This window comes from Mucilaginibacter celer (assembly GCF_003576455.2).
In the GTDB taxonomy this organism is placed as follows: domain Bacteria; phylum Bacteroidota; class Bacteroidia; order Sphingobacteriales; family Sphingobacteriaceae; genus Mucilaginibacter; species Mucilaginibacter celer.
This window is the reverse complement of the sequence record NZ_CP032869.1, coordinates 5,647,864-5,664,574: the sequence shown is the minus strand read 5'-3', so window position 1 is coordinate 5,664,574 and position 16,711 is coordinate 5,647,864. Positions and strand designations below refer to the sequence as shown.

At 44.0% G+C, this 16,711-nt stretch carries 18 protein-coding genes; 4 read left to right on the top strand and 14 right to left on the bottom strand.

The window, feature by feature from the left end; translation table 11 throughout:
- Window positions 1-37 precede the first annotated feature (37 nt).
- The gene (locus tag HYN43_RS23350; RefSeq protein ID WP_119406326.1) at window positions 38-1,795 is read left to right on the top strand and encodes a carboxypeptidase-like regulatory domain-containing protein; all 1,758 of its coding nucleotides are present in this window, start codon (window positions 38-40) and stop codon (window positions 1,793-1,795) included.
- Window positions 1,796-1,863: 68 nt separating this feature from the next.
- Here the strand turns inward: HYN43_RS23350 and HYN43_RS23345 are convergent, their stop codons facing one another.
- Window positions 1,864-2,073 (bottom strand): DUF2683 family protein, encoded by a 210-nt coding sequence (locus HYN43_RS23345; protein WP_119406325.1) that lies wholly within the window; start codon window positions 2,071-2,073, stop codon window positions 1,864-1,866.
- A 164-nt stretch (window positions 2,074-2,237) separates the two neighbouring features.
- Window positions 2,238-3,773: a Do family serine endopeptidase gene (locus HYN43_RS23340; protein ID WP_119406324.1), complete on the bottom strand. Its 1,536-nt coding sequence runs from the start codon at window positions 3,771-3,773 to the stop codon at window positions 2,238-2,240.
- Between the two features lie 192 nt (window positions 3,774-3,965).
- On the opposite strand from HYN43_RS23340, the gene dapF reads away from it, so the two are divergent.
- The gene (gene dapF / locus HYN43_RS23335; protein ID WP_119406323.1) at window positions 3,966-4,751 is read left to right on the top strand and encodes a diaminopimelate epimerase; all 786 of its coding nucleotides are present in this window, start codon (window positions 3,966-3,968) and stop codon (window positions 4,749-4,751) included.
- Window positions 4,752-4,893: 142 nt separating this feature from the next.
- Here dapF and HYN43_RS23330 read toward each other — a convergent pair whose 3' ends face one another.
- The 5 genes from HYN43_RS23330 to HYN43_RS30505 all read right to left on the bottom strand — a co-directional run bounded on the left by HYN43_RS23330 (window position 4,894) and on the right by HYN43_RS30505 (window position 9,821).
- Window positions 4,894-5,307 (bottom strand): hypothetical protein, encoded by a 414-nt coding sequence (locus tag HYN43_RS23330; RefSeq protein ID WP_119406322.1) that lies wholly within the window; start codon window positions 5,305-5,307, stop codon window positions 4,894-4,896.
- Between the two features lie 226 nt (window positions 5,308-5,533).
- Window positions 5,534-6,409: a DUF4349 domain-containing protein gene (locus HYN43_RS23325; RefSeq protein ID WP_119406321.1), complete on the bottom strand. Its 876-nt coding sequence runs from the start codon at window positions 6,407-6,409 to the stop codon at window positions 5,534-5,536.
- Window positions 6,410-6,525: 116 nt separating this feature from the next.
- Complete coding sequence (locus tag HYN43_RS23320; RefSeq protein WP_119406320.1) at window positions 6,526-6,852, bottom strand: nucleotide pyrophosphohydrolase; 327 nt, start codon at window positions 6,850-6,852, stop codon at window positions 6,526-6,528.
- A gap of 251 nt (window positions 6,853-7,103) precedes the next feature.
- A complete protein-coding gene (locus HYN43_RS23315) occupies window positions 7,104-9,476 on the bottom strand; it encodes a TonB-dependent receptor domain-containing protein (protein WP_162996598.1) in 2,373 nt (790 codons plus the stop codon).
- A 171-nt stretch (window positions 9,477-9,647) separates the two neighbouring features.
- Window positions 9,648-9,821, bottom strand: coding sequence for a hypothetical protein (locus tag HYN43_RS30505; protein WP_162996597.1), 174 nt, complete (start codon window positions 9,819-9,821; stop codon window positions 9,648-9,650).
- A 168-nt stretch (window positions 9,822-9,989) separates the two neighbouring features.
- Here HYN43_RS30505 and HYN43_RS23310 point away from each other — a divergent pair, with 168 nt between their 5' ends.
- The gene (locus tag HYN43_RS23310) at window positions 9,990-10,586 is read left to right on the top strand and encodes a Crp/Fnr family transcriptional regulator (protein WP_119406318.1); all 597 of its coding nucleotides are present in this window, start codon (window positions 9,990-9,992) and stop codon (window positions 10,584-10,586) included.
- 115 nt (window positions 10,587-10,701) lie between these two features.
- Window positions 10,702-11,289, top strand: a complete 588-nt coding sequence (locus HYN43_RS23305) for a DUF308 domain-containing protein (RefSeq protein WP_119406317.1) — start codon at window positions 10,702-10,704, stop codon at window positions 11,287-11,289.
- A 300-nt stretch (window positions 11,290-11,589) separates the two neighbouring features.
- Here the strand turns inward: HYN43_RS23305 and HYN43_RS23300 are convergent, their stop codons facing one another.
- From HYN43_RS23300 to HYN43_RS23270, 7 genes are all read right to left on the bottom strand, one after another.
- Complete coding sequence (locus HYN43_RS23300; RefSeq protein WP_205589814.1) at window positions 11,590-11,961, bottom strand: ApeI family dehydratase; 372 nt, start codon at window positions 11,959-11,961, stop codon at window positions 11,590-11,592.
- Complete coding sequence (lolB2, locus tag HYN43_RS23295) at window positions 11,939-12,586, bottom strand: flexirubin biosynthesis protein LolB2 (protein ID WP_162996596.1); 648 nt, start codon at window positions 12,584-12,586, stop codon at window positions 11,939-11,941. The genes HYN43_RS23300 and lolB2 overlap by 23 nt, the downstream gene beginning before the upstream one ends.
- Window positions 12,549-13,163 (bottom strand): flexirubin biosynthesis/transport protein LolA2, encoded by a 615-nt coding sequence (gene lolA2 / locus HYN43_RS23290; protein ID WP_205589813.1) that lies wholly within the window; start codon window positions 13,161-13,163, stop codon window positions 12,549-12,551. The genes lolB2 and lolA2 overlap by 38 nt, the downstream gene beginning before the upstream one ends.
- Before the next feature lie 205 nt (window positions 13,164-13,368).
- Entirely contained in the window at window positions 13,369-14,142 is a 774-nt protein-coding gene (locus HYN43_RS23285; RefSeq protein WP_119406313.1) for a polysaccharide deacetylase family protein, read from the bottom strand.
- A complete protein-coding gene (locus tag HYN43_RS23280; protein WP_119406312.1) occupies window positions 14,136-15,185 on the bottom strand; it encodes a beta-ketoacyl synthase N-terminal-like domain-containing protein in 1,050 nt (349 codons plus the stop codon). The genes HYN43_RS23285 and HYN43_RS23280 overlap by 7 nt, the downstream gene beginning before the upstream one ends.
- A gap of 3 nt (window positions 15,186-15,188) precedes the next feature.
- Window positions 15,189-16,388 carry a beta-ketoacyl-[acyl-carrier-protein] synthase family protein gene (locus HYN43_RS23275; protein ID WP_119406311.1) on the bottom strand — a complete coding sequence of 400 codons (1,200 nt, stop codon included), beginning with the start codon at window positions 16,386-16,388 and terminating at the stop codon, window positions 15,189-15,191.
- A 6-nt stretch (window positions 16,389-16,394) separates the two neighbouring features.
- Window positions 16,395-16,679, bottom strand: a complete 285-nt coding sequence (locus HYN43_RS23270; RefSeq protein ID WP_281024327.1) for a phosphopantetheine-binding protein — start codon at window positions 16,677-16,679, stop codon at window positions 16,395-16,397.
- Window positions 16,680-16,711: the final 32 nt, after the last annotated feature.

The window sequence follows — 16,711 nt, the reverse complement described above, 5'->3', positions numbered from 1 at the left end:
GAATGGAGCTGGATACCTAAATTAACGTTATACATCTATGCTAAATAAAATACATGGTTTTTTGTATTGTTTTATCCTGCTCCTCCTCAGCAGCTTACCCAACCGCGCCCATGCCAATTCCATCCTTTCCAAAAACATCTCCGTACATGTAACCCAAATGCGCCTTGGCACGGTGCTCAAAACCATCGAAGAAAAAGGCAACTTCTACTTCTCCTACAACAGCAACATTGTAAAAACCGATAGCCTGGTTACCGTAAACGCCGATAATTGGACGATAAAAGAGGTGCTCGACCACATGCTGAGCTATCGCTTTGAATATCGCGAAGCCAAAAACTTTGTGATATTGAGATACGCCCCGCTGCAACTAACCATAGTAACCGACAAAGCCGCCACCGAAGGCGACAGCTACACCATAAGCGGCACTGTAACCGACGAGCAGACAGGCAAAAAACTACCCAACGCCAGCGTATACTCGCACGAGGAACTGCAATCGGCACTAACCGATAAGGATGGCCGCTTCGAGCTCAACCTCCATAACCAGGGCCGGCCGGTTACCATCACCATCGGCAAGGAGTTTTATAAAGATACCACCATCACCTTTCTGGCCGATGTTAAAGTGATAAGTACCGATACCGCCGCCGCCAAAAAGAAAACCCTGCTGGGCTATATATTAAGCAATGACTATGATGGCGTTGAAAAAACAGCATTAGGAAAACTGTTCCTTTCTACCAAACAACAAATCCAGGCGGCCAACCTGGGCGGCCTGATAGCGCAGGCACCGTTTCAGGCTTCGGCCATACCCGGCGTAAGCACCCACGGCGATTTCAGCGGACAGGTGGTGAATGTGGTTTCGCTCAATGCCGTAGGCGGATACAATGCCGGCGTAGAGGGCTTTGAATTGGGATTGATCTTTAATCTGGATAAGGGTGATGTAGGCGCGGTGCAAATAGCCGGGATTTTTAACGTGGTTGGCGGTTCGGTAAACGGCGTGCAGCTTGGCGGGCTTTACAATAATGTGCTGGGCAATGTGCGGGGAATACAATTATCGCTGATGCATAACAGCGTAAAGCAGGATCTGAACGGTATCCAGCTCTCGGGTTTATATAACCATACCCGCGGCTCGGTAAGAGGGATACAATTGGGAGCTATAGGTAATATTGCCGGTAAAAACTCAGATGCCGTACAGGTAGCGGCCATAGGTAACATAGCCAGCCAAAAGTTTGATGGTTTACAGGTAGCCGGACTTTTTAACTATGCTAAACATCTAACAGGTGTGCAGATAGGTTTGGTTAATATTGCCGATACTTCCTCTGGCTTCAGCATCGGCCTGCTTAATATCATAAACAGTGGCTATCATAAACTGGTAATTTCAACCAACGAAACACAAAACCTTAATCTCGCTTTTAAAAATGGTAATAGTAAGCTATACACCATATGGCAGGGAGGGCTGCGGTTTGATGGGGACGGTAAACTATACTCGTTCGGTTTAGGTTTTGGGAGAGAGTTTGGTTTGGGCAGAAAACTGGCTATCAATACTGAGCTGGGCTCAAGTTATCTTTACCAGGGCACCTGGCTAAAAACCAATCAACTCAGCAAGTTCAATCTCGATCTTACTTTTAAAACAGCAAAGATGTTTTCCATCTCTGCCGGGCCGTCTTTAAACTTTCTTTATTCAGATCAGCGTTCGCGGGTTGATGGTTATGCTTATGTGCGCGATCTGCATCACTCCTTTATTGAAGGCAACCGCAACTGGACTGGCTGGGTTGGATGGAGTGTGGGGATTAATTTGTTTTAAGATGTTGATCTCGCCTTTATGTAGATCGTTCAAGTTCTATTCGTAATGCCCTCGTAGGGAATAAACATTTATAATGTCATCAACCACAAATCGGTGTTTACTCTAACACCTTTTTTTCCTGCCTTACGCGCAGTTTCACCCGCTAATACCTGCTCCACAAATTCGGGATTGTAGGTGCCTTTTTCGTGCTTTTCAAAGTTGATTTTGAGTGCCTTTAAAAAAGCCTTGATAGCTGCCGATTGTTCTTTGTTTTCAGGATGTACAATAAACGTTTCCATACACAAATTTAATTATTAAAAAATGTAAACAATAATGATTGGCATTCACCGCTCTAAACAAATGCCCGACAGGGATCAAACTTAGCCCCTGCAACCAATCTCATCAAACAAAAAGCCCCGATCCAAAGACCAGGGCTTTCCTATAAAATCACTATAAAAAAAGCTTATTGAGCCGGGAACGCGCTGCTAAAGTGCGAACCATCAGGATATAAACCGGCAATAATAATATTGCCCTGTATCGGTTTCACAATAGCCTTATCAATATCCTCAATACTGCTAACCGGTACTTTGTTAATGCTGGTGATCACCACACCTTCCGGTATTTCGGCAGCATCAAACAAACCACCTTCGCGCACCTGGGTAACCAACACGCCGCTGTTAACGCGCAGCTTGTTTTTCTCGGCAGGGGTTAAAGCGTGGAAGCTTGCCCCCAGCTTGTTAAACAACTCCTCGGCCGATTTTGAGTTGGCCGCTGTACGGTTCGATGGTGCTACGGCATCGCCTTTAAGTGTCACCGCGAAATCTTTGTTTTTACCATCGCGCAGCACGGTAATATTAATCTTATCACCCGGTTGTAAACGGCCTACACGTTCTTGCAAATCAGATGATTCGTAAACCGGTTGGCCTTCAACTTTTACAATAATGTCGCCTTTACGTATACCGGCCTGCTCGGCGCCGCCGCCCGGTACCAGGTCGTTAACATACAAACCGTTTTCGGTTGTTATGTCCAGTCGCTTCGCGTTATCCGGGTTAAGTTCGGTAAAGCTTACGCCTACGTAACCACGTTTCACGGTGCCGAATTTTTTGATATCATTTAATACCTTTTTAGCCAGGTTTACCGGGATGGCAAAGCCATAACCTTCGTACGAACCGGTGTGCGAAGCAATTGCAGCATTGATGCCGATCAACTCGCCACGGGTGTTAACCAAAGCGCCACCGCTGTTACCAGGGTTAATGGCAGCATCTGTTTGAATGAATGATTCGATGGCCTTATTCAATTTCGGGCCGGTTTGGCGACTTGTACGGCCAAACGGATTTTCATCTTCACTGTTTTCGCTGCCGATGATGCCAATGTTACGGCCTTTGGCGCTGATAATACCTGCAGTTACTGTTGAGGTAAGGTTAAAAGGATTACCTACGGCCAACACCCACTCGCCAACTTTGGCGTCGTCGCTATTGCCTAATTTAACTATAGGCAGGTTAGCAGCGCTCACTTTAATCAGGGCAAGGTCGGTGCTTGGATCAGTGCCAATAACCTTGGCGCTGTAATAACGGTGATCGTTAGTATAAACGGTGATCTTATCGGCCTTTTCAACCACGTGGTTGTTGGTAACGATATAACCATCAGGTGAGATAATTACGCCCGAACCGGAAGCCATTTGCGGGCCTTGCGGACGCGAACGCTGGCCAAACATATCGCCAAACATTTGCTCCAGCTGGTCCTGCCCGCCGCCGTTTGATTTGGCGCTGTACGTAGTACGGATGTAAACCACCGCCGGTGTTGCCACGGCTGCTGCCTGTGTAAAATCCAGATCGCCGGTTGAAGAAACCGCCGGCATCGGGTTACTGGTAAAATATACTTTTTGTTTATCCTCAAAGCTTAAACCGTCTGAGTACTTGTTTTCGATAACCTTATACACTCCCAAGGCCATCGCACCTCCAACAAAAGCGGTTAATAATGTTAAACCTATCTTTTTCATTTATAATTTGCCTTTCTTATTTTAAGTTTACTTATTTTACAGATCAAATTTAATACCATATAGACGAGATAATCAACCATAAGTTATCCCGGATTTTGTTAAATTTTGTTAAATAGATTAAACATTGGCCGCGTTGATTGTTAGCACGGGTTTTGCTGATAATAACACGTTGACATTAAACGGGATACTTACGTGAATTTACACTTTTATAAATACCAGGGCGCTGGTAACGACTTTATTTTAATTGATAACCGCGATAACCGTGTTGATCATCATAATCCTAAGCTGATTTCGACTTTGTGCGATCGTCGTTTCGGTATTGGTGGCGATGGTTTGATGCTGTTGCAGAACAAGGATGGCTACGATTTTGAAATGGTATATTACAATGCCGATGGCCAGCCAAGCAGCATGTGCGGCAATGGCGGCCGTTGTATTGTAGCCTTTGCCAAATTTTTAGGTGTTATTGACACCGAAACTGAATTTTTGGCGGTTGATGGCCCGCATTATGCCAAAATTACCGGCGAAGGCAATTGGGTGAGCCTGCAAATGATAGATGTAAATGATGTAAGCCGGGATGCTGAGGCCTATGTACTCAACACCGGCTCGCCGCACTACGTAAAACTGGTTGATGGCCTTGCCGGCCGCGATATGTACACCGAGGGCTATGCCATCCGCAATAACGAAACCTACCACGAAAAAGGCATCAACGTAAATTTTGTTGAACCGATGGAAGAGGGCTATTTTGTACGCACCTTTGAGCGCGGGGTGGAGGATGAAACTTACGCCTGCGGTACCGGAGTAACCGCCGTAGCCCTGGCCATGGCGCAGCATAACGAGCAAACAGGCCATGTTACCACACCGATAAAAGTATTAGGGGGCAATCTCAATATTCGCTTTGATTATGACGGTAAAACTTTTACTGATATCTTTTTAGAAGGCCCGGCGGAAAGAGTTTTTGAAGGGGATGTGGTGATTTAACCCTTTTGTCATGCTGAATTTATTTCAGCATCCCACAGGACAAGTAGACGGTTTGCTTAGCGAGGTTGCTTAGCAAGTGAGGTGCTGAAATAAATTCAGCATGACCTATCTCCGCTTCCTCCCCCTTAAAGGGGCCGGGGGGCTAATGCGCAGGCTTAGCCAACAAATTAAGCACGGGTACATCCAGCATGCCGCTCATTGATTCGAAAATATTTTTCCTCACAGGTTCTTCTTTCATATCCTCGGCATAAAAAATATGATCAACACCTAACGTTTTCAAAAAAGGATCAATCTTAGAGTGCCACTTGTTTTTATAGCAACAGATTTTGATGTTTTTATAAGAAGGGTTGGTACTTAAACGACGAAGAATTTTTTCGATATCGTTAATAAGATAATCGTAATCTAAAATGAGCAGATTGGGTTTGATCTCGTGAATGGAGGGGAAAATTGAAAGCGTGGCCGAAATATGCTTAAAAACCTTATTGTTGGGTAATACCTTAACGCCAACTATTTCGGGAGCGACTAACAGTACAATTTTAGACCGTACACGGATCATGATCAATCAATTAAAAGGGTGATTAAAATTAGTAGTTAATTTTCTACTTGTCAAGCATTTATTAATTAATTTAATAAAATATCTACCCTTATAATTAAATATTAGCTAAGTAATACCATTTATCATTGTTGTTTTTATAATTTTAATATCAAATTAACTTTAAGTATAAATTTGTTAACAGAAATGTAGGGTTTTAATTTGCAGCATACCTGTGCATTAAAAATTATCAGGCAATATCCTGCGGAGCTATCACCATATTTTTCCTTTTTCTCCAACGCTTTACCAACAGCCAAACAACCACTATTACAGCCAGTAAAGGCCACAAGGCAATTAATGCAAAAAACATATTTTGTAAAACTTCCCAACCCTCGCCCAGCGCGGTTTTAAACTTATAAGCAAATCCGGTACCGGGGTTTACTTCGCCGGCTTGCCTGGTGTAGAAACTTATATCGAGCGAACTGTAGCTTACCTGGCTGCTCAGGTAATTAAGCTGGCCCTGTGCCGAATCGATAGCGGTGCGAATGCTGGCCAGTTTATCCTCGATAGCCAGCAGATCGGTCATTTTGGTGGCTTTGGCGGCAAGTTGCAGGTAGCGTTGTTCCAGTTGTTTATTATTGCTGATTTCGGCGCGGGTATCAATAAACTGTGTAGTAACATCGCGGATGTGAATGTTTTTCGATTCGATATGATCCGCACTGGATGTAAGGCCATTTAAAAACGCATCGAAATTTTTGGATGGCACCCTGATTTTAAGGCTGTATTCTTTTTGATTGGTTTCGCCGCTGTTGGTTTCATTTTCTTCGGCAAGATAGCCGCCCAGTTTTTGCAGTGAGCCTACGATGTTTTGTCTCGCGGCTTTTGGGTTGCGGGTTTCGAAGCGGATGTTGCCCTCTTTGATGATCTTTTTTGCCGTGTCGGCGTTGGTAGGGGGCTGTGGTGAGGGCCTCCGGGCCATATCTGCGTTGCCAACGCTTTCCATCTCACTAACGGCCGGAGTGGGCGTAAGCATCACATCTGATATTTGAACCTTTTGTTCGCGCGGATGGTTGCAGGAGGATAATATCAGGCAGAAACCAACAGAAAAAATAAAATAAGTTTTCATAACAAGGCTGTTTAATCATTTTAGATAAAACGCAGACCTCGTTATTAAATTGTGTTAAATAAAATAAATACAGAATTTAATTCTGTTAAAATATATTTCTTGTAATTTAATTCTGATTATTTTAGTTTTTCATTGTTTTTATGTCGATCAGCATCCCGTATGCTTTTCTTCTCCAGGTTTTTCTCTAAAGCGTTGGTGAGGTTGATGCCGGTTTGGTTGGCCAGGCATATCAGCACAAAAAGCACATCGGCCATTTCATCGGCGAGGTTAACTTCTGTATCCGATTTTTTGAACGATTGCTCGCCGTATTGCCTGGCCATAATGCGGGCCACCTCGCCAACTTCTTCCATTAAAATGGCGGTGTTGGTGAGTTCGTTAAAATACCGGATGCCGGTTGTTTTGATCCAATTATCAACCAGTTGCTGGGCTTCTTCTATGGTCATGGGTAGATTTTTATAGTGGTTCAATTTCACTATTTTTTCCCAATTGACACGAACGGAGAACGGAATATTATGGCGAATACACGGAACTCCTATGGAGTCTGGAATAAGAGAGAGTACGTGCTATAAACACGATACCCCCATGGGGTTTTAGAATTTCGGTTTTCTACTCCGTAGGAGTAACGTGTTTATATCAAAGACAAGGAAGAATTTTCGGCTCCATAGGAGCCTCGTTATCTGCGCTTGATAAATGTTTAATGCACCCTTCCCCGCTCATCCAAATTCCCGGTATCCTGTTTCTCGGCCTTATTTTGGCTATTACCAAAATGATAACTAAATCCCAGCATAGCGTACCGGTTAATCTGGAAATTAGTAAACTTTTGCCTCACCCCATTAACCGTAGTAATTACCGCCGAAGCGCTGCTCCGGAACACATCATTCATTAAAAAAGATACATCAATCTTCCTTTTGGCAACCGAAGCTTTAAAGCCCAGATCAAGTTTATAGTACGCATCGCTTCGGCCAATATGGTCAATTTCCGGAAACTGGTACCAAAAGTTTACAGCGCCTGCAAAAGTTTTACTGCTATTAAAGTAGATATTATTAGTTGTGGCGATATAAGCCCCAAAACCGCTGATACCCCTAACCTGGCTCAAGGCTGATTTGGCATCGGTATGATAAACGGTTAACTGGTTATTATTATCGAGCCAGCTAAAAGCCTGTAATGAATAATTTTCAGAAATTCCGATGCGATAGGTTTTAATAAAATTAAGCGGCGTAGTAAAAACCAAATTAGTATCCGGCCGGGCAATGGTTACATTGTTGAAGCCATTGTTGGTAACGTTTACAAATATGGCGGATGTAAGCCTGTTTTTATAAGTATGCGATAATTCGAAATTGGTATTATACTCGGGCTGCAGATAGGGGTTACCCTCACCATAACTATAAGCGGTAAACAGGCTTTTAAATGGATTAAGGTTCCAGAAAGTAGGGCGGTTTATCCTGCGGCCAAAATTAAGCGCTATACTATGGTCAACCCCGGCCCGGTAGGTAATAGTGGCCGATGGAAAAAATTTAGTGTAATTGTTAATGGTGGTTTGGTTAAGTGTGTGCGAAAAGCCTTTGGTTTCGGTACGTTCAACCCGTAAGCCTGCCTGGTATTTCCATTTACCCTCCTCCCGGTTCATGCTGCCGTAAACCGATTGGGTGTTTTCGGTATAAGTGAACTCATTGCTCAGGTTGTCATCATACTTTAATGAATCATTAGCTAATCGTTTATAATAAAAGGCATTGCTGTAATTGTTGATAAAACTCAACTTGGCACCAAAAGCGAAGCGGGCATATTTGGTGGGTACTGTAACATCAGCCTTAAAAGTGTAAATGTTGATATCCTGTTTATTGGTATCGTGATAACGGTTGCGGTTGGTGGCAATTAACGAGCCGTTGGCAAGGTAGCTGTTACTCTCAAAGTCCGACCGATCTGTGCGGTAATAATTAAAATAATCGGCATTGAGCACCAACCTGCCGCCCGCAGTATCCAGGCTTATGGTGCTGTGAAGATTAATCGCGTTACTGATGGCTACCGGATGATAAGTTGCATAAGTGCGCAGCGTTGAATCGATAGCGCCGGTGCTGTTATTGATAATTGGGTTATTTACATGGTCCGAACCATCGTATGTATTTTTTCCGCCCTGGTAATTTACTCCGGCAGTTACTTTCGGACTAAGCCGGTAATCGGTCCCGGCAACAAAATTCAGGTTATGGTAGCGGTAGCTGCCGGTATCCGTTTGCAGCCAGGTTTGTTTGGGATAATAAATATCGGTTTCAAAGCCTTCCAGTTCATGGTCGTGATCAACATTTATGCTGGCGTAAGCCGATAGTTTATCGGTGTTATAGTTGATATCGCCGCCGGCGTTTAACCACCAGTAATTGCTGGTGCCGTAAACAGAGGCCGGGCTATGCAGCCATTGCTTATCATTAACCTGTACACTACCCGAATAACCGCGTTTTTTTGTGTTTTTTAGGGTGATATTGATCAGCCCGGCATTACCTTCTGCATCATAGGCCGCGCCCGGGTTTTTGATCAGTTCGATCCGGGATAACTGGTTTGCCGAGATCGACCTTAAATACCTGAGGAGATCAGTACCTGATAACTGAACGAGGAGTTCGTTTACCATCACTTTAACAGCCCCTTTACCAACAATGCCCAGGTCATTATCACCTACACGGATGCCCGGCACCTGGCTAATGGCGGTAAGCGCATCAGCACCGGTGGCAGTTACGCTGGTTGCTACATTGTAAACCAGCTTGTCGCTCCGGTTTTCAACAGAGGCTTTATTGGCGGTTATGGTTACTTCATTAAGCTGGTTGGTGCTGGTCCTCAACATAATGTTGACCGTTGTATCATTGTTAAGATTTAACTTCAATTCGATTTTTTGATAGCCGGTATAGCTGATACTGAGCAGGTAAGTGCCTTTATCCACATTGGTAAAATGAAATATCCCTAACGAATCTGTTTGTACCACCCTTGTTTGCTCAGAGTTTTGCTGCCCGAGGTTTACCACAACGAAGGCTACGGGGCTTTTATTAGCATCGGTTATTTTACCATTAACTTTTACCTGGGCCAAAAGGTTATTGCAGAGCAAGCCGAATAATAAAATGCAGTAAATATGTTTCAAAACCGGGAGAGGGATTGGGTTTATAAAATTGTAAATTAAATAAAAAACCGCCGCAATTGTTTCGCGACGGTTTGTTTTTATAATTTGTATTGTCCCGGCTCAAAGGGGAAGTTTTAAATTTTAATTGTCGGCTTCTACATATTCCAGTCCGCCGTTGGCGGTAACCCGGTAGGCCGATGGGGTTTGGGCATCGGGGTTAATTTTAACGCCCTGCTTTTTCTTTTTCGGCGGACCGGCAACTGCCAGCACAATAACTGCCAGGAAAAGGATTATCTCTATCAAACTCACTAACATGGGGAGGTGTTTTTATATGCATCATGATGTTATTGATTTTTTGATTGTTTTTTTATTCGATTTAGTTTGATTGTAAAATAAGAAAATAAAGCGGCTTGTTTTAACCGAGGTGAAAATTACTGTGTTTTTTTGTGCCGATATTTGGCATAATTACGTTTTGTTAACAGTATGCAATCAAAACAGGAAGTATTGAACGATGTGCTTGGCAGGTTTGCCGATCTGTCGGCTAATGATGTCAACATCAGTTTGCCCTACTGGCGCAACCGCAAAATAACCAAAAGCGACTTTTTCAACATGCAAAACTTTGTATGCACCGATCTGGCGCTGATCACCAAGGGCATCTTCCGCATTTACTTTGTACACCCTGAAACGCAGGAAGAAAAGAATATCTATTTTTTTTCGGAAAGCCAGTTTTTGGTTTCGTTCCGCAGTTTTATTAATCAATATCCCTGCGCCTATTTTATCCAGGCCATGGAAGATGCCGAGATCATCTCCATTAACTACAACGATTTGCAATACCTGTATAATACCCCAACCGGTTGGCAGCGCTTCGGTCGGCTGATAGCCGAACTGTTCTTTAACCTCTCGCAGGCCCGTGCCGAAGAGTTTCAGTTCAATACCGCCGAAGAGCGTTACTTAAAAATGGTAGCCCAGCATCCTAACATCGTAAACCGCATTCCTGCGTATCATATTTCATCCTACCTGGGTATCAAAAACCCATCGTTAACCCGTATAAAAAAACGCCTGGCCCAACAAAAGCCGTAAAAGCGATATTCCGCTGACAAATACCCGCCCCGGTTTTCACCATGGTGAAAATTATTGCCGCGTTTTGTGCCCAGTTTTGCTTCATCAAATAAAACACAAACAAAACTTAAAAATCATGTCAGCAAATAAAACATTGATCATAGAAACATCAGCGGCCACCAAAACCGCCGCGGCATTGCGTAAACTTTATTTCATCAGGGTAGCGTTCTCGGTTATCTGGGTGGTATTGGTAGCACTACTGGCCAAAACCTCGTTTACAGCAGCAACAATACTGTTGGTAATTTACCCACTATGGGATGTGGTAGGTACGCTTTTGGATATCCGCGCCAACCAAGGCAACGGAACATCAGTAACGCCGCAATATGTTAACCTTGCTATCAGTATCATTACTACGTTAGCGGTTAGCTTTGCCATTGGTAAAGGCGTTCCATCAGCCTTGATAGTATTTGGTGCCTGGGCGTTGCTAACGGGTTTAATCCAATTGGTGCTGGGTTTAAAAAGACGTAAAGAATTTGGCGGCCAATGGCCAATGATATTGAGTGGCGGCCAATCTATGCTTGCCGGCGTATCATTTATTGCTATGGCTCATTCGCCTAATATGGGCATTGCTAATTTGGCGGGGTACTCGGCCTTTGGCGCTTTTTATTATTTATTGGCGGCTATCAGGTTGGGGAAAAGCGCAAAAGGTACTTTACAAGCTTAATATAAATAATTGTGATTTGATTAGCCTCTGGTTTGGTGTACCAGGGGCTTTTTCATTTATATAAAATAACAAAAAGGCTATTTTGTATAATACCCCTTGTTGAAAATAGCATGATAAATGATTGTTGAGCTGCACCAGAGGTGCAAAAGGGTTGTAGAAAAAATCAAGAACAAGCCTCGCGTGCCAGAGGTACGCAACCTCTCCGCCTTGCTGATAATTGCATGCTGGTGTTCCGTACCTCTGGCACGGTAAGATATCGCTTTTTTATGCTACAAACCTTTAACCCCTCTGGGGTTGTTTTTATTTGAATATCCCCTTAAACTTCAAAAACACAATCCCCTCATTCACCAACTGAGCATCTGCTTTGATCTGCCCATCAATCTCCGAAAACTTTATCTCTAATCCAACATTCATATGCTGCGCCGGATCAATAAACGATAAAAATTTTACGTTATCAGCCTTTACCAACCGCAGCTTTTTATCAGCATAATTTTCCAAAACTTCTTTTACCATTTGCATCATACAAACGCCAGGCACCACAGGTTGCCCCGGAAAATGTCCTTTAAAAATATCATGCGCGGGATTAAGTGTGATGGTTGTTTTAAGCAGGCCCGCTTCAGCAACAGGCTGAGCAAAAGTGAAAAAGTTACTATTGAGCATCGTTTTTTTCAATACGTTTTAGACCGATGTTGAATTTGAAATTTTTATGGCTGATGCCGATGGTATCAGGAATGCCGTTGTGAAAACCATTCATAATGGCCTGCACCACCGGTTTTCTGTCCGATGAGCGTTCCATACGAATCAGTTCCGTTCCGGTTTTGTTGGTGATATAATAGTTGGCACCTTTTTCCTGCGGGAAAACATAGTAGGTAAAATTATCGTCCTTACGCAGGTACCCGGTTTCGGGGTTTTGTTTGCGCATCATCACCAGTTCAAAATCTTTTTGCAGGGTGATGATCACCGGGCGTTTATCCATTTGTTTAATGATGTAGTACACTTTGAACTCGCCATCAGGCTTAAACTCAAAATCAAAAAACTTAAAACCCATTTCGTTGCTGAACACCATGCGCACGCTTTTATCGGGCAGGGTTTTAATTAGCAGCAGGCCGCTTAAATGATGACCGCCAATTACATCAACCTCCGTTTTATAAAGCGCACGGGTAAAATCGGGCGCGAATTTTTTGATTTCGCGTACTTCGCCTTCGGCTGGTTTCAGGTTTTTGTAAACCGATTTGCAGCCGGCCAGCATCAGCAGACAACTACTTAATAGCAAAAAGCGCGTCGGGAATAGTGGCATTGATTTCTTTATTAGTGAAATGGAGCGTGGTGCTATCGCCCGAACTTTCCAGCATCTGGATGGTGCTTACCGAGTAATCTTTTTTATCGACGGTGATCTCGATGGTTTTGAAAAATTCGCTTAGTTGTTTATTAACGGGGGAGAGGGCCACCAAATAATTACCCTTACTTTCATAAACCGCCGATTTAAAATCGCCGCTGTTTAAGGCTGTCCCCTGTATGCAATCCACAACAATTTTGTTGATCTGCTTAAATACTTTGTTTGATCGGGTGGATACCTTGTTTTCCTTCTGCCCGTCTTTGATGTACACATTGTCTTTGTTCAGGATCATCAGGTAGCTGAAAGGTTGGGTATATTCCATCCTGAGCATATCGGGCTTGCAGTACCAGAACCTGCCTTTGGAGGTGATTTTGTCTGAGAGCATGCTCAGGCTTTTTTCCTGGGTAAAATCGCTTTTTATGCTGTTGGTTTTCTGTGCAACCTCGGCAAACTGCTGTTTGAATTTGGTGAGATCGGTAAGTTGGGTATAGCCGGCGTGTTGGGCATTGGCGGTAAGGATTACGTTGAAAAAAAGCAACAATGCAATCCCAATTTTTAACAGCAGGGGCCTGTGCGATTCCCCTCTTGAGAGGGGTGTAGGGGTGTGTTTTTGCGGTATTCCTAAATCGCGCGTAGAAACACACCCCTGCTTCCGCGTGTCGCCGCTGCATCCTCCCGAATATAATTCGGGACAAGCTCTCTCAAGCGGGAAGCTTCTTAATATATCTCCAATAAAAATCATCTTACGCATAAGCCTGTAAATTTAGCATTTTATCCAACCGCACTATTTCGTACCCATCGGCTTTGGCCTGTTCAATAAACAGGGGCAAAACCGAAATTGTTGCCTTGCCTGTATCATGAAACAGGAAAATAGCGCCGGGGTTTAAGCGGCGGGTTATCTTATTTAATAATTTTTGCTCATCATTAATAACCGTATCCATCGAGCGTACGCTCCAGCCTATGGGCACCATCCCGCTTTTAACAATGGCTTTTTTTAAGTTAGGATTAATCACCCCATAGGGCGGCCTGAATAACAGGGGGCTCAAACTGATATTCTGCCTCACCGCCTGGTTAGCCAGCAACATATCATCCAGCATTTTAGCCGATGAAAACAAATCGAACCAAAAATGATGTGAATAGCTATGGTTGCCGATGATATGGCCTTGCTCATTGATTTGTTTCAGCACGGCTTCATTCCCGGCAATACGGTTACCTATGCAAAAGAATGCCGCCGGAACATTGTGCTGCTTTAAGATATCCAGGATCTGCGGAGTAGCAATAGTATCCGGCCCGTCATCAAAAGTAATAGCAATAACCTTTTTGCTTGTTTTAAAAGAGCACATTACCGGCATAAAAAAGTTGGAGCCGATGTAATAGCAACCATAAAATAATATCAGCGAGTAAACAAAGATCAGCACCACGTAACTCCACAGCGAAACACCTTCTGTAATATGTACCCAGGCGATTAACCCCAACAGGCCAATAAAAAGAATATTGGTATTCCTGAAGTTTAACATGCGGAAAGCAGGATTAACGAGTGATGAATATTTTGGTAATGATTATAGATAAGCACTTTTTTTAACGGTATAGTTGCGCTGCTTATTGTTGGCGGAAAACCGCCATTTTTGAGGGCATTAGCAGCAAGCCAAAAGGCAAATGCCGATGAGGTTGGGTATTCGCCGCAAAGGTGTTTATAGTTGATGGTTGGCGTGTTGGCAAAAAGCAACTGATTCAATTGCCCATAAATGCCATCATTAACAGTATACCCATTTTTACCGGTAATGATTGTATCAATATCATTAATGCTGATATTTTGTGCTGATAGGAAATTGTTAATGCGCTGCTCAATCTCGCTTAAATTATCCGGTTTATAAAAGCCGGATACCGCATCTATTTTGGCCAGATCATTACCTGAAGCATCATTACTCAACAGGAAAAAAGCTGAACCTTCGCCAGCCATTGTTCCTTTTCCGGGGCAATGGAGAAGGCTAAGGCTTGAAGTGGGTTGGCGACGATATGAGCCCATCCTGCTTAAAATGGCATGGCTGTTTGCAGTGATCTCATCTATCCCTCCGGCAAGCACCGTATTCGCTTCGCCTTCGTTTAGCAGCATCATAGCATCAAGCAAGGCATTTTCAAAAGAGGCGCCGCCATTAACAAACGTATTATTGTACCGGTGGCATTGCAGCAGCAAGGCTATCTGCGCGCTGATGGTATTATGGGTGGATTGGATAAACGCAGTTGGTGCAAGGGCGTCTTCGTTTTGCTGTACCATTTTGCTGACGAAAGTATTGGTATCTTCCAGGCAGCCGTAAGCTGTACCGGTAACAATGGCATCAGGCGCATCAATGCCTGCCTGCTGCAAACAATCCATCCCTGCGGCCACGCCCATTTTAATGATGCGGCTCATACGGCGGATGAGTTTCGGATCGATCAGCGATTTATAATCCGGTTCGATACAGGTAAGTTTGTCGCCAGTGTATTCAACCAATTCCTGAAGAAAGGATTGATTACCGAAAGTGTTTTGTGGCGATATATTGCTTGCTGCCCTGATGTACATCGCCTATAGTTTTGAAAATATTAATGATGAACAATTACCTCCAAACCCGAAAGAGTTGGATAGCACATGTTTTATTTCCGGCTGTTTGGAAAAGCGTGTTTCGGGTGTAAATGGCAAGCCTTCCATTGGCGTTTCAAATTTCAGGTTTGGATAGATCAATCCTTTTTGAACAGCCAATGCCGAATAAACCGCCTCGATGCCGCCGCTGGCCCCGAGCGTATGCCCGGTAAAGGCCTTGGTCGAGCTCATTTTAGGATAATGCCCTGCAAATAATTGGCTAATGGCCGCCCCTTCCGAACTATCGTTGTTTTGCGTACCTGTGCCGTGTAAATTGATGTAGCTAATATTATTTGGTTGCAGAGCCGCTTTTTTAAGCGCACCTTCCATCGCCAGCAATGAACCCGTACCATCCGGTGATGATGCTGTTTGGTGATAAGCATCGTTGGCATTGCAATAGCCGCTTAGCTTACAATAAAGTTCCTTTTTTATAGAAGAAGCTACCCGTTCAGAAACCAGCACCACATAACCTGCCCCCTCGCCAAGGTTAAGCCCCCGGCGCTTGGCGTCAAACGGTTGGCAGGGTTGCTTATCCAGTATCATGAGGGTATTGAACCCGTTCAGCGTGAAACGGGTGAGTGCATCGGTTCCTCCGGCTATCACCACATCCAGCAGGTTGTTTTTGATGAGCCTTGCCCCGTACATAATGGCGTTGGCCGATGATGAACAGGCTGTACTGATAGTGCTTATGTAATCTCTGATGCCAAGCTTATCGGCAACTAAATTGGTAACAGCCCCGCACTCATGGTTGATCACATTGCGCAGGCGGCCTTTAGCATCGTCGGGTAAAAAATCCCTGAAAAAATCTTCGGTTTTGTCCATGCCGCCAACGGTGTTGGCAGAGACGAAGCCTGTTCGCAGCTTAGCGAAGTTTTCTAAGCCGGCATCGGCAAGTGCTTCTGTTGCTGCAACTAAACTAAGCAAAGCGGTGCGACTAATGCCTGGTTTAAATCCCGATAGCTCGTTAAGCTCTCCATTGCTCAGCTTAACTTCACCAACCGGAAACTCATGCCGGTGCTCCGTATCCAGGTATTGGATAGGCGCAATGCCTGTTTTACCTAATTCAAGCGACAGCAGGTTTTGGGCCACAGTGTTACCTATGGCCGAAATTACCCCAAGGCCGGCTATGAATACAGGTTGCTCCATTTTTGCTTAGGCGTTCGAAGCTTTATATTCCTCAATAAACTCCGCAATGGTGCGTACCGACCGGAAAATTTTCGGGCCGTCCTCGGCATTGGATAGCTTTACTTTATACTTCTGCTGCAATAATACGATCAGTTCTAAAGCGTCTATCGAATCCAAACCAAGGCCATCACCAAAAAGCGGCTGATCATCGCCTATATCCTCCGGCTTTACATCCTGTAAGTTCAACTGCTCAATGATCTGCTCTTTCAGATCGGCGATTAATTTATCCATTTGCTGTACTGTAAATTTTATTAATATTTTCTGCGAAACCTTTGAGGTTTCTT

What these genes read in the sequence shown, in the direction of transcription:
- HYN43_RS23350 (WP_119406326.1), top strand. Translation starts at nt 38, where the DNA reads ATGCTAAATAAAATACATGGTTTTTTGTATTGTTTTATCCTGCTCCTC.
- HYN43_RS23345 (WP_119406325.1), bottom strand. Translation starts at nt 2,073, where the DNA reads ATGGAAACGTTTATTGTACATCCTGAAAACAAAGAACAATCGGCAGCT.
- HYN43_RS23340 (WP_119406324.1), bottom strand. Translation starts at nt 3,773, where the DNA reads ATGAAAAAGATAGGTTTAACATTATTAACCGCTTTTGTTGGAGGTGCG.
- HYN43_RS23330 (WP_119406322.1), bottom strand. Translation starts at nt 5,307, where the DNA reads ATGATCCGTGTACGGTCTAAAATTGTACTGTTAGTCGCTCCCGAAATA.
- HYN43_RS23325 (WP_119406321.1), bottom strand. Translation starts at nt 6,409, where the DNA reads ATGAAAACTTATTTTATTTTTTCTGTTGGTTTCTGCCTGATATTATCC.
- HYN43_RS23320 (WP_119406320.1), bottom strand. Translation starts at nt 6,852, where the DNA reads ATGACCATAGAAGAAGCCCAGCAACTGGTTGATAATTGGATCAAAACA.
- HYN43_RS30505 (WP_162996597.1), bottom strand. Translation starts at nt 9,821, where the DNA reads ATGTTAGTGAGTTTGATAGAGATAATCCTTTTCCTGGCAGTTATTGTG.
- HYN43_RS23310 (WP_119406318.1), top strand. Translation starts at nt 9,990, where the DNA reads ATGCAATCAAAACAGGAAGTATTGAACGATGTGCTTGGCAGGTTTGCC.
- HYN43_RS23305 (WP_119406317.1), top strand. Translation starts at nt 10,702, where the DNA reads ATGTCAGCAAATAAAACATTGATCATAGAAACATCAGCGGCCACCAAA.
- lolB2 (WP_162996596.1), bottom strand. Translation starts at nt 12,586, where the DNA reads ATGCCACTATTCCCGACGCGCTTTTTGCTATTAAGTAGTTGTCTGCTG.
- HYN43_RS23285 (WP_119406313.1), bottom strand. Translation starts at nt 14,142, where the DNA reads ATGTTAAACTTCAGGAATACCAATATTCTTTTTATTGGCCTGTTGGGG.
- HYN43_RS23280 (WP_119406312.1), bottom strand. Translation starts at nt 15,185, where the DNA reads ATGTACATCAGGGCAGCAAGCAATATATCGCCACAAAACACTTTCGGT.
- HYN43_RS23275 (WP_119406311.1), bottom strand. Translation starts at nt 16,388, where the DNA reads ATGGAGCAACCTGTATTCATAGCCGGCCTTGGGGTAATTTCGGCCATA.